9 protein-coding genes and 1 pseudogene are annotated in these 13142 nt (G+C 40.0%); 6 read left to right on the top strand and 4 right to left on the bottom strand.

Going from position 1 to position 13142, the window contains the following annotated elements; all coding sequences use genetic code 11:
* Positions 1–91: 91 nt before the first annotated feature.
* The 3 genes from LC608_RS31110 to LC608_RS31100 form a co-directional block, all read right to left on the bottom strand.
* Positions 92–922 carry a filamentous hemagglutinin N-terminal domain-containing protein gene (locus LC608_RS31110; RefSeq protein WP_229557250.1) on the bottom strand — a complete coding sequence of 277 codons (831 nt, stop codon included), beginning with the start codon at positions 920–922 and terminating at the stop codon, positions 92–94.
* 96 nt (positions 923–1018) lie between these two features.
* Positions 1019–3061 (bottom strand): zinc-dependent metalloprotease family protein, encoded by a 2043-nt coding sequence (locus LC608_RS31105; RefSeq protein WP_229557249.1) that lies wholly within the window; start codon positions 3059–3061, stop codon positions 1019–1021.
* An 87-nt stretch (positions 3062–3148) separates the two neighbouring features.
* Entirely contained in the window at positions 3149–3292 is a 144-nt protein-coding gene (locus LC608_RS31100) for a hypothetical protein (protein WP_229557248.1), read from the bottom strand.
* Positions 3293–4500: 1208 nt separating this feature from the next.
* On the opposite strand from LC608_RS31100, the pseudogene LC608_RS37025 reads away from it, so the two are divergent.
* From LC608_RS37025 to LC608_RS31070, 6 genes and pseudogenes are all read left to right on the top strand, one after another.
* Positions 4501–4722, top strand: a pseudogene (locus tag LC608_RS37025) (transposase); the annotation flags it as partial.
* Positions 4723–4938: 216 nt separating this feature from the next.
* Positions 4939–5898 (top strand): calcium-binding protein, encoded by a 960-nt coding sequence (locus tag LC608_RS31090; RefSeq protein ID WP_229557247.1) that lies wholly within the window; start codon positions 4939–4941, stop codon positions 5896–5898.
* Positions 5899–6326: 428 nt separating this feature from the next.
* Positions 6327–7424, top strand: coding sequence for an aromatic ring-hydroxylating dioxygenase subunit alpha (locus LC608_RS31085; RefSeq protein ID WP_267871270.1), 1098 nt, complete (start codon positions 6327–6329; stop codon positions 7422–7424).
* Between the two features lie 102 nt (positions 7425–7526).
* Positions 7527–8180, top strand: coding sequence for a hypothetical protein (locus tag LC608_RS31080; RefSeq protein WP_229557245.1), 654 nt, complete (start codon positions 7527–7529; stop codon positions 8178–8180).
* 388 nt (positions 8181–8568) lie between these two features.
* Positions 8569–9402, top strand: coding sequence for an aromatic ring-hydroxylating dioxygenase subunit alpha (locus tag LC608_RS31075; protein WP_229557244.1), 834 nt, complete (start codon positions 8569–8571; stop codon positions 9400–9402).
* 45 nt (positions 9403–9447) lie between these two features.
* The gene (locus tag LC608_RS31070) at positions 9448–9696 is read left to right on the top strand and encodes a hypothetical protein (protein ID WP_229557243.1); all 249 of its coding nucleotides are present in this window, start codon (positions 9448–9450) and stop codon (positions 9694–9696) included.
* A gap of 677 nt (positions 9697–10373) precedes the next feature.
* Here LC608_RS31070 and LC608_RS31065 read toward each other — a convergent pair.
* Positions 10374–13043 (bottom strand): CHAT domain-containing protein, encoded by a 2670-nt coding sequence (locus tag LC608_RS31065; RefSeq protein ID WP_229557242.1) that lies wholly within the window; start codon positions 13041–13043, stop codon positions 10374–10376.
* Positions 13044–13142 lie beyond the last annotated feature (99 nt).

Raw genomic sequence — 13142 nt, 5'->3', positions numbered from 1 at the left:
AAGCTAATTCACAGATTGCGAAAATAATTGATTTACTTTGTTTATTATTTACTTAATTTCTACAATTATTTATGTCATTTTGAAATCTTTCTTAGTTTTTATTAGTAAATAAGATGCGTTTGCCCTGAGTAAGGGATACCTCAGATCGTGCAACATTCTCAGGAAATCTCAAGCTGAGATTATCGCCATCTACACCTAGCGCTACACTACCAGGTTGGGTCAATCCTCCTAACTCAACTCGTCCACCGAAAGCATTTAACCGCCCACCATTCATGCTGAGATTACCACCCACCAGCAGCAAACTTTTACCATCTGGTACTTGTAAACCTAATGCATTAAAACCTGCTGGATGTTTTCCTGCGGCTGCAATTGAATTATTTTGAATCGCTGCGTTTTGATTTATCTGATTAAACAGCAAAGCTGAAGGATTAATAGTCAACAACGGTGAAGGGATATTTTTCTCAGTAGCGCTAAAAAATCCTCGATTTCCAAATTGCAGAGCATTCGCTGTAGTCCCAACAAAAGAACCACCAATGTTCAATTGGGCACCCTGACCAAAAATAATGCCGTTAGCATTTATTAAAAACAGGTTAGCTGTGCCGTTAGCGCGAATTATCCCATCAATACTAGAAGCTGACCCACCTGTTACTCTACCGATGATATTCTGAATATCCAGAGCATTATTAAAAGAAGCAGTGCCACCAGTATTCACAGAAAACTCACCAAAACTGTGAAACAAATTACCACCAGCTTGAGTTCCTCCACTAATGTTAAACGTGTTACCTTCTCTTGTGACGGTAGTGTTATTAGGTAAAGTGCCATCTGAAGTAATTTGAGCGCTTGCATGATCAATGGTACAAAAGCTGACACCGAAAGCGATAGTAATTGAAGCACCCCAATGAGTAAAACCCAAACCTGACATTACTTGCCTCCACTAATAGTAGCAGCCAACTTTAGTTAAGCATAAATCAAGTTACTAGCTGTTAATTAGCGCAACTTTCACGTCACGCGTCTCGGCTTAATACCAAATATGAGTATCGATAGTGGCTAGACCCCCATCATTGAAGACGTTGACTAAATTATCTTTCCCATCTGCGTTAAAATCACCGACTAGCCATTTTTGAGTATCCCCAAACCCGCCTTGACCAGTTGCCCATCGCTGAATAGCAAAACTCTCACCATTAGATAAGTGAGTATCGATAGTGGCTAGACCCCCATCATTGAAGACGTTGACTAAATCATCTTTCCCATCTGCGTTAAAATCACCGACTAGCCATTTTTGAGTATCCCCAAACCCGCCTTGACCAGTTGCCCATCGCTGAATAGCAAAACTCTCACCATTAGATAAGTGAGTATCGATAGTGGCTAGACCCCCATCATTGAAGACGTTGACTAAATCATCTTTCCCATCTGCGTTAAAATCGCCAACTAGCCATTTTTGAGTATCTCCAAACCCGCCTTGACCAGTTGCCCATCGCTGAATAGCAAAACTCTCACCATTAGATAAGTGAGTATCGATAGTGGCTAGACCCCCATCATTGAAGACGTTGACTAAATCATCTTTCCCATCTGCGTTAAAATCGCCAACTAGCCATTTTTGAGTATCCCAAAAGCCACCTTGCCCAGTTGCCCATCGCTGGATAGCAAAACTCTCACCATTAGATAAGTGAGTATCGATACTAGCTAGACCCCCATCATTGAAGACGTTGACTAAATCATCTTTCCCATCTGCGTTAAAATCGCCAACTAGCCATTTTTGAGTATCCCAAAAGCCACCTTGTCCAGTTGCCCATCGCTGGATAGCAAAACTCTCACCATTAGATAAGTGAGTATCGATACTAGCTAGACCCCCATCATTGAAGACGTTGACTAAATCATCTTTCCCATCTGCGTTAAAATCGCCGACTAACCATTTTTGAGTATCCCAAAACCCGCCTTGACCAGTTGCCCATCGCTGGATATTAGGAAAGGTTACAGTACCATCGATAAAGTACTGCCCCAAACTGCCGTAATCCGTGTAGCCATTTGAAAGAGGATTTTCTTTTCCTATACCATTAATTTTGAGGTAATAATTTCCAGCAACGACATTTGTTGTAATACTTGCAGATAGTAAATCTGTTGGATTGGACGATGCAATTAAGGTACCAGTAGAATTGTATAGCTCTGCCAAAATGTCTAAGTTTGGCCCTCGATTAAAAGGATTCACTATCAAGCTAATCAGACCAGTACCTGTGACAAAACTATAAAAATCTAGATCTGTATTGCGCTCAATGATGCCACTACCACTGATAGATGTACTAGAAATAGTTAGTGGTTTTGCTGTCGCAATTGTATCACCAGAATCATCATCTCGGTAGGTGAACCCATTTTGGGTCGTAATAATTTGCAAATCATCCTCAGTATTGTTAGCAGAAGCATACTCGCCTTTACTCCACTGGGCTAGGCTCTGGTAATACGCTGTTCCCACAATCGATGCCCAGCCAGTCTCTCCACTGCCATGTCCTTGGTAGTATTCTTCAGCGGGGGTTATTCGTCCATCATGCTCGAGTCCCAGCGTATGACCTACTTCATGAGAGATAAGATCAGCCGTATACTTCTCATTACCTATCGTATCTTTAGCAAAAACAAAGGCAGGAGTATCACTATTCCAGTTGAAAGAACCAAATAAGGCGGTTCCTCCGGCTTCTTTACCATACCAATCGTCATAGCTACCGCCGATCACAACACGCACTCCCCAGCGAGTATCATCACTGGCGCTTTTAATCAGATCGTTAATATCTGCTGGAGCCTGCGTTGTGACGTTAACATTAAATGGGCTAAAATCCTCAACGACGCGCTGCCAGATATACTGAATTGTTTCGAGTTCAGCCGAGCTAAAGGATGCTGTATCGCCATCGATGTCGAAGGCAGGGGTAATAATGTTAGCCGGACGTTCACTTGTGTTCCAGGAAGTACCAGAGGTGATATTGCCGTCGAAATCTAAATAAATTGTCTGATTAGCTCCTAGTAAGCTGTTGAGGAAAAAAGTTTTAGACAGGTCTAAAGAAGCCAATATTGACATATAATTTTATCCTTAGGGACTTCCAAATAAAAAATTATTCGTATCTCTCCAATACTTCGGGGTAGTCAATGATCGTGGTTCCCACGACTAACCGAAGGGATTAAGAGAAGATTTATCGCCAATAATAGTTGCAAGAGAGAGAATGATGAATGATTCCAGTCTCAGAAATCGGTCACGCACATATTCAAAAAAGCTGATTACCAACTTACGGGTAGTTGTAACTAGAGACATAAAAGTATCCCAAGCTTTAATGCCCTCAGTAGTCTGAGTGGCATAGCATAACTGATATTACGTCGTTGTACCCATAGTCCTGGCTGCTAACTCAACAGGATTATTATGAAATGGTAATTCAGGATGTTCTAAAACCTTGAGTAACTCCGATATTTTGCAGCAGTTAGTTGCCATCAAGCTGCTAAGGCATCATGTAAGAATAAGTTGTACGAATTTAATCTGGAATAGTCTGTTAGCTTTACTTCCCAGTAAAAAGTGTTCAAGTTATTTTTGCAAGACTCCTAATCGCATTAACCAAACCGTTTTTCTCTCCAGCAATATCAACAGCACCAGTAACATTAACATTGACATTCCCTGCATTCCCCCGTCCTACCGTCTGAGTGTTGACAAATTGCTGTTATCAATTGGCGTAGGCGCTCATCGGGGTCATCCATAAAAGCTTTTACCAAAGAGTAATACAGTAGACACAACATAGCAGTACAGTTATAAGCTCTGCTTTATAAGACCTTACTCTTATATCAGGTAAGAATTAAAAAACTATGAAAACATTAGAATGGTACTGAGTATTCCTTTATATCTGGATAGGAGTAGATAAGAGAAATTATTTAAGACAAGTTGGTTAAAATATTGCAATTTTCATAGTTCTTCAATTTTTTACTGATATAGGATTAGAGGCTTGAACTTAAAAGAGATTTTGAAAACTTGCTACCAAATAGGCTTGAGCGACAGTTTTCATAACTTTTTAATTTTGTCCTGATTTAGAAGTAAGAGGTTGATTAAAGCGATAGTACAAATTAGGTTGAGCCATGTGCGGGTATTCTTACACTGTTAAAGCTAGTTGTTGAAGCAAAACATCTATTTCCTCAAATGAGGTTTGATTCATTTAGCACTCCAAAAGTTTGCTTTCCCTCTCTATTTATTTCTGGCAACAGAGGGCGAATTTTATGCAAAAGAGCTTTTACTGTTACAAAAGTTTACGTTTGGCTAGCTTGAAGTTTTGCCACAAAATCCAAATTTTGCATAAAAACCCACTTAAAAAAGCTGATAGATAAGTAGAAGTACTTTAATACTTGTCTAGTACTTCACGATACTCAAAACGGCTTGGATGTGGACTTCTCAATAATTGCTAAAACCTTTATCAGGTAACGTTCACAGATGTTAATACAAAAGTCCAGCTATTATCCGTTCGGAGTAGAACTACTTTGCTGCTGCCTTTCCTTCCCTATGGGACGCTCCGCTCCCGGGTAAGCTTTACTTCCCCTAGCAATCTAACCCGTGCCCAATATAAATCTCTCAGTAACATGATTCCAGAACCAAAACCCGGTGGTCGGAAGCTTGAAGTCGATATGTGGCAAGTTCTCAACGCGATCTTCTTTTATGTTCTTGTAGAGGGAGTGCGATGGCGAGCTTTACCCGGTGACTTTCCCGTATAGCAGACGGTATACACCTATTTTCTACTGCAAACGGCTAATAGCTAGACTTTTATTAAAGCGGCTGGAAGCTTTGCTTAATAATACTTTTAACGATTCTTGAAAAGTCAAGTTTCAAGCCATTTTTAGTATCGTAACTGGCGCAAAGACGGAACATGGGTGAAAATTATTGATGCCTTTTGAAATCAATTCCTAAAAGTTGAAAGGAAAAAACACATGGATATTATTGGTACAAATGAGGACGATTTTCTTGCTGGCACTATTGGCAATGATCGCATAGATGCTTTTGATGATAACGATACGATTGTAGCCTTAACCGGTGACGACGTAATTTTTGGTAACGATGATGAAGACTTGATCGTTGCTGGAGCAGGAAACGACACAATTGATGGTGGGGATGGCGACGATTTAGTATTTGGAGATGCTGGGAACGACTCTATTGATGGCGACAATGGGGTTGACGTGCTCAATGGAGGGGACGGCAATGACCGCATCATTGGTAACAATGACAATGACCGCATCTTCGGTGATGCAGGGAATGACACCATTAATGGGAATGATGGAGATGACATTCTCAATGGCTCTGATGGTGCCGACGTAATTTCTGGCGACGCTGGAAATGATCGAGTTTTTGCGGGTACTGGCAATGACACGGTATCAGGTGGCGGGAGTTTTGACCAACTCAATGGTGATGCAGGCAATGATCTTGTTCAGGGTGAGGCTGGTAACGACACCGTATTTGGTGGGACTGGAGTTGGAAATGACACCCTTACTGGTGAAACTGGCACAGACTTATTGATTGGTGGAGCTGGAAACGACTCTTTATCGGGTGGTGATGGGAGCGATCGCCTGATCGGCGTTGAACCTTTTGCCCCAGGATTTGCATCAATTGTTAACGAGATTGATATTTTAACTGGCGGGGCTAATGGCGATACCTTTGTTTTGGGAGCAGGTAATGAAATTTTCTATGATAATGGCAATAATAGTGACTACGCCTTGATTACTGACTTCAATATCAGCCAGGACTCTATTGAACTACCTGAATCTATTTTTAGCTTGGGTATTATCTCTATTAATAATGCCGTAGGGACAGGAATATCTTTTAACAACGACTTAATTGCAGTTGTTGAAGGAGTTTCAATTTCAGATTTTAGCAGTGGCTTTGATTTCGTCTAAACACATTATCACTATAGGACTAGTATTTGATTTCTGAAAAAACTCTTTACATCTAAAGAGACAAAAAATCAAACGTGATGTCCTACTGAGAGTAAAGTCTTCTTGTTGACATTATGCGTTTGCCCTGGACTTCAGCGTAGTCAAGAAAATACCACTATTGACTTGCTTTATCACGCAAAGAACATAAAAAGTGGGCGGCTTTTGCTCCTGGAAGATTAAGCCATTGAGCAACACTTGATATTCCCGCATTTCTCACAAGCTTCCCTGCTTTGATGGAGCAGAGGGGCGAAGGGTCAGAGGGGAAAGAACCTAGTATTTGAACTCTCCCCTGCTCCCTTACTCAAGAGCACAAGCACAGGCACAGGCTTTGAGAGGTGGGTGAGAAATCCGGGATATTGCATCCATTGATTTAAAAATAGAAATAAGCCATGTTAACAAACTTTTGGTATGCCTGTGAATTCAGTTCAACTATTACAAACAAGCCTAAGCAGTTAACTATGCTTAACCTTGAGTTTGTCCTATACCGCAACTCTCAAGGAAAAGTGTTTGCTTTGTTAGATAGATGTCCTCATCGTGGGGCATCTCTATCTAATGGCTGGGTGGAAGGTGACTGTATTCGTTGTCCGTATCATGGGTGGAAATATCAAGCAGACGGTACTTGTATTGAAATTCCTGCTAATCAACCAAGTGTGCCTATTCCTAAGAAAGCACGTTTAAATACTTATCCAGTTCAAGAGAAATACGGTTTTATCTGGTTGTTCTGGGGAGACCTTCCTGAAAAAGAACGTCCCCCAATTCCATCACTTCCTGAATTTGATACTCTTGGTTGGCGTAGTGTTTATGGCGAATTGCAATGGAACGCTCACTATACTCGTGTATTAGAAAACGCGATTGATATCTCTCATGTGCCTTTTATTCATCATAATTCTATCGGCAGTGGTATCACTCAGCAGCCGAGTATTGAAGAGTATGATGTGCGCCTAGGAGAGTGGAGTGCAAGTGCTACTATCACAGCAAATCAGCCCAAAAAAATTAGAGGTTTTTGGAAAACTATACTCAACAAACAAAACTCACGCCCTCTGAAAGTAACGCTCTCCTTGTTTATGCCTAGTATTAGCCGATTGGAATTTGACTTTCCTATTGGTGATTTCAGAATAATTCTCTTTATTGCTCATATCCCGATTGACGATAACACAACGCTCACTAAGTGGATCGTTCTTCGTAATTTTATAACATTACCGTTTGCGGATCAGGATGCGCGAAAGCGGGCTTTGAAAACCATGTTAGAAGATAAGCCAATTATTGAGTCTCAAATTCCCAAAGTTGTGCCTAATCATTTAGCTGATGAACTCCATGTTCCCTCAGATAACTTATCCATAGCCTATCGCAAGCTTCGGAAGAAATGTCTAGATATGGGCTGGGGTAAGGAATCTGATGTTCCTACACAAGATTATGCAGATGGTCAAACATCAACAGATTTTCTATATCAGCAAATTCATGAGATTGCTACGTTAGGGAACAGCTAATGTTTTTTAGCAAAAAATACTATTAGCTAAATTCACAAAGAAGGCTAAAAATATTTGCTGCCATACCTGATTTTCAAGATATATAGACATTGTGATAATAATATGAAAAATGCAGAGATGGCGGCTTTTTTGCATCCAGCTTATACATTTGCTAATTTTGGGTTAGCAATTTGGAGCTTTAGCTTATTTAGACACCCGTACAACATTAATACAACATTGTTAGCTCTGGTGTTAACTGGAATGACTTATGACAATTTTATAATTTCTATCGGTCGTTTCATTGAGCAAGGTGCTTTGTTGGAATCGCTTAATCGCTTGCGCTTTCTGTTACATAATTTATTTGTACCGCTATTAGTGGTAGTCGCTGTCAAGCTAGCAAGCAATGCTGGTGTTGTATGGGTAAATAACCCAACTGTGTACTATGGATGCTGGGTGATCGCTCTGGGACTGATTACGTTTGGGTTGGTAAACGACTTTGTTAGTTTAGAACTAGTACCGATAACTTTTGCAGGTAGCTTGCGTTATAAACCTAAAAGCTGTGGCTTACCGATGCTACCAATCTTGACTGCCTTATTGGTAGCTGTGATGGGATTCTTTATCTGGCGTGAAATTAATTGGCCGTGGATGTTAGTGGGAACACTTGTTATGTTTTCTGGAAATGCTTTGCCTACACGCATTTTTGGTACCCTAGTTAGTTCAGCAGTTGATTTCGTATTTATTTCGGCTCTGTTAGCAACACAGCTAATAATATACTGATTTCAATTTCATCAACCATTTGCTAATAATATCAATACTTTATCCGGTGCTGACCTTTATTCCAGTAGTAGTCTGCCAACCTAAAATTGTTGGCACAGGGTTGGGTAAATTGATAATGCGTGAATTTTAAATTGTTTTGACGTACTAGTAGTAGCTAACACCAATATTAATGGGTAATTTTCTAAATGAGCTGTTATTAAGAAAGAATGATTCTAATAAACAGTCAAGCGATGCCGTAGTGTGGGCATATCGGCATTTAGTTATGTTGATGTTTATGTAACTTATTGAAATGGAAACCACCTTGTCAGTGGTTGGTGACGATATGTCAGATAAACAATTTTCATTGTGATTTGATTGCGTTCTCTGAATGCAGAAGCGGGAGGTAAATGTGTTAAAAAACTTTTGGTATGCATGTGAGTTCAGTTCAGTTATTACCGACAAGCCTAAGCGAGTTCCTCTTTTAAGCCAGCAGTTTGTTCTGTACCGTAACTCACAAAAACAGGTAGTGGCTTTCTTAGATCAGTGTCCCCATCGTGGTGCTGCTTTATCCAATGGCTGGTTAGAAAATGATTGTATTCGTTGTCCCTATCATGGGTGGAAATATCAAGCAGACGGTACTTGTATTGAAATTCCTGCTAATCAACCAGGGGTGCCTATATCTAAGAAAGCGCGTTTAATTACTTACCCAGTTCAAGAAAAATATGGTTTTGTCTGGCTATTCTGGGGAGACCTGCCTCAAAGAGAATGTCCCCCGCTGCCATCTTTTCCTGAAGTAAAAGACCCAACTTTACGATCTGTGCAATTCGAGTTTAAGTGGAATGCTCACTATACCCGCTTAGTTGAAAACTCTATTGATCCGGCTCACTCAGCTTTTGTTCATGCTAATTCTTTTGGTAGTGGCATGACCCAACAACCCCAGCTTCCAGAATATGAAGCTAATCTAGAAGATTGGGGTGGGAGTAGCTTGATTCATCTCAAACAGCACATCCCTAAAGGTATTTTTTGGAAATACACTCATCGTAAAAATCACTCAGAAATTAAGACAATACGTTCTTTCTATATGCCCAACATCATTTACAGTAATTTTGAAAGGTTTATAACTTTTGTTGTTCATGTTCCCATTGATGAACACACTACTATTTCTAAGTTCATTCAATTTCGTAGTTTTTTAACTCAGCCTTCAGGGCGAACGCACGGCATTTCTGAAACCCCTGCTGGATAAGGATCTTGACGAAAAAATAGGCTAAATTTAAAAACGTTGAAACCCTTGCTATTAAAGGATTCTTATACTTTAGATGCGTTTGCCCTGACTCAGCCTTGGGCAGATGCCATTTTTAAAAAGTATAGTTTAAAAATTAACCAGGAAGATAAACTAGTGGTTGAGTCTCAACGCCCTAAAATAATTCCTTACAATTTAACAGATGAAATTCATACTTCCTCTGATGCCTTATCACTTGCCTATCGCAAACTACGCAAAAAATGCCTAGACATGGGCTGGGCGACTGCGCCATGTTGAGCCTTTTAATTCATGAAGGACGCATCCTTTTCTTTAACCAAGTGGCGGTTGCTTTACTCAACCATTTTCCAGACTCTGACATGGGTGCAGTAAAACCTTTATCTCAATACTTGTCGGTTAAGGGGAAAAGGGGAAGGGGAAAGAAAAAACCTTTAACCTTTTCCCCAAACCCAATGCCGAGTTAAAAATGGTTAACCGAGCAGTATTGACCTTTATCGCAGCTTTGAGCGCCTGGGTCTGTTCATAGTGCTGGCGTGATTCTTCAGTGTCACGCTCATAAATCGCAGGCATTCTTGGGCATTTTCTTTGGGAGAAGAGCTAGTGATGGCTACGCCCGCCGCAGGCATCGCAGGTCAATTGCTGTTTCCAGTCAAAACTTACGCATTGACAAAAAAGATAATAAATGCAGTATGGGAAATCGGAAAAGAATAGGCGATAAGCCTGACGGCATGGCTTCGCTTACCGCTAGTCAGCAGGGGACTGGAAAGACGGATAATTTACACTGTCTCTATTAAGGATATGGGCAATCAGAGCGACAACCAAGACATCGACCGCCAAGTGTGATCTGAAAACTCCGATTCTCTCGTAGCAGTTTTTCGGTGGACAGGGTAGTGAAACACACGTTGGAGGACTTTTCAAACACCCTCTTAAACTCTACATTGTTTATTGTTAAATAATTACAACCAATTACCTAGAAGAACATAAGGTGCCCAAAAATATGGACGATTTTCTTTCGCTAGAATTGCAAGTTGAGCGCGTTGTAATGCTTGGGACTTAGTTACCCCGGCATCTAACTGTCGATATAATTCACCCATAAAGTCGCTAGTAGACTCATCATCTACTGTCCACAAAGTAGCTAATGTACTACGTGCGCCTGCTCGTACAGCCACTCCAGCTAATCCTAAAGCAGCTCGTTTATCTCCTGTGGCAGTTTTACAGGCACTAAGAACGAGTAATTCAATTGTTTCTGGTCGGCTTTCACCTCTGGCTCGAAGTAAACTATCTAATTCCCTAACCTTTAGTAGGCTATCCCAGGTAAGAATATAGGTTTGTTCAATATCTGAGCTAAATTGCCCATGAGTAGCCAAGTGTACTACTGAAAAAGGAGTAGATTGAACTTTGTTTTGCAGATTAGTTTTAGTGAACTCTTGATTTAAGAGTTGTTTGCTTGATTTAACTGAAGATTGAATTTGTTTTAATTCCTGTGTAACATTTGAAAGTTCCGAAAAAGATTTACCTTCAATCAAGCGTTCTTGCTCAACCCCAGCAATTAAAACGTTTAGCTGCACGTTATTTAAAGATTTAGGAGCAAGGAGTTGTAGTCCAGGCATCAAAGAGATAGCATACTTTTCTATCAGATATTTCTGCTGTTGTTGATCATAAAGAATCGTCATTGGGATATTCCGCAAAGAACCATCCAGCACAAACACTAGGGAAGTTATACCTTTGTTTGCAAAATCTGATTCAATAGGTTTAATTAACCAGTCATATAACTGTTTTGATATCTGCTTAACATCAGGCTCTCGGCTAGCAACGGGTAAATCTTTCTGTAGTTGTTCTACAGCTTTTTCTAATACATCTTTAGGGACTTTAGTTGTTTTACGGTAGATTGTATCTTGCCCTGGTAAGCGAGTAATAATTTCTAGTCGGTTATCTAAAATAATTGGATAGATAACAGCTGTGGATATTTCTTTTTCCACTAATTGATCAAGGTCAATTCTTGGTACCAAACAGGGTGAACGAAAAAAGTTATCTAATTCTGCTAATTGGAGAGATTCAATTACCTGACGAGCTTGAACGAGATTATCTGGCTTTTGAATTGGATTTTCTTGAAGTTGCAACAGTAAATCAACGTACTGTCGATATACAGGTTCTATACTTTCGCGGAAAGAAAATTGTACGTCAGGATTAATTGCAACTAAATCGTTACGAAGGGATTTGAGAGCGTTGTAAGCTCGACTATAAGCATCTGTTGCTGCCGGGATATTGGATTGCTTTTGCAGTATCCGTCCCATCTGCCAATGCCATTGATAAGCAATGTCTTGGGCATCAATGGACTCAGCTTCTACCAAGGCTTGCTGTGTAAGACTTTTGGCATCAGATAACTGTCCAGTTTGTTCGTACAGTTCGCCAAGAATACCAAGAGCATAAGATTCGGTTCGTTGATCTTTTAAGCTCTTAGCCATTTGTACAGCTTGCGCTAGCATTTTAGCAACATTTTTTGGCTCAACTGAGTTTTGTCTCATTTTGCTCAAACTTTGGGCAAAATTTATCCGGTAGTTAACAGCCGTGCGACTTGGAGGCAAATTGTCTATCTGAGACTGAATTTGCGGCAATAAAGCTTTTGCTGTACTAACTTCCTCTTGCTCTACCAATAGTCTTAATAAATTCAGTTGAGCCTGGAGCCGCACAGTGGGTATTGCAACTCCAATCTGCACTGCTTGTTGATAGTATTGGATTGCCGTTTGAGCATAATCCTTCGCACTGCCTGAGTTCCCTAAACTCAGTTGAGCGTAGATTTGAGCACGGGCTGTATTACCTAAACTAAGTAAAGTATTACTTTGATCGATCGCACTTCCCACTTGGACAGCCATAGAATAACTTTCTTCTAGGATTTTGTGCGAATCACTTAAATAGCCCAAACTTCGCAATACATTCCCCAAACTATACAATCCTCTAGCTTTAACAGGAGAATCTGCTTGTTTTTGCAGATTCTCTCGTAGTGAGGTTAAAGTGTGATCTGCTTGGAGATAATTCCCAAAAGCTTGCATTGCTTGAGCTTGATTAATGTGATTGCGAATTAACGCTGATATATCATCTAAATCCTGATAAATTTTAGCTGCTGATTGCCAAGTACTTAGGGCTACTTCAGTTTGTCCTTGTGCTAACTCCAGCCCACCTCGAACATCTAAAGCTTGGGCAAAGACTTGCGATCGCTCTTGTGAAGAATCTGAATCTTCTAGACTTTGTAATAATTTAATAGTTTGTGAAATGACTTCATTCGCTTGCTGCCATTGTCCTAACTGCTGATACGCTAAGGAAAGGTTAGTCAAAGCTATAGCTTCATTCAATACATTATTAGTAGCTTTAAATTCGTCTGCTGCTTTTTTTAGAACTTGTACTGCTTCTGTAAACACTCCCCTTTCATAAAGTGCTTGACTTTGCTGCATCAAACTAAAAATTTGGGTTTGGTTGAAAGCAGGTTTTGTTCCTACAGCAGGAAAGTATAAAACTTTAGATTTGGCAAAGGCTGCTGTTAAAAAAATAGAAGAATCGAAAATAACAGATGAAAATACACAGAAAAATATAGTCAACAATGATAATAGCAAGTATTTAAAAAACTTCATATAACTTACAAAATTTATTTTGTATTTGTTCATGAGAATTAATTATAAACATCATGTAGTACTAAAGCCCATTGCGAATTGCAAATTAGTATTAGCTCC

Origin of the sequence: Nostoc sp. XA010 (assembly GCF_020829625.1) — a bacterium.
GTDB lineage: Bacteria > Cyanobacteriota > Cyanobacteriia > Cyanobacteriales > Nostocaceae > Nostoc.
The sequence above is the reverse complement of the archived record's forward strand: the minus strand, read 5'-3'. Positions and strand labels throughout refer to the sequence as shown.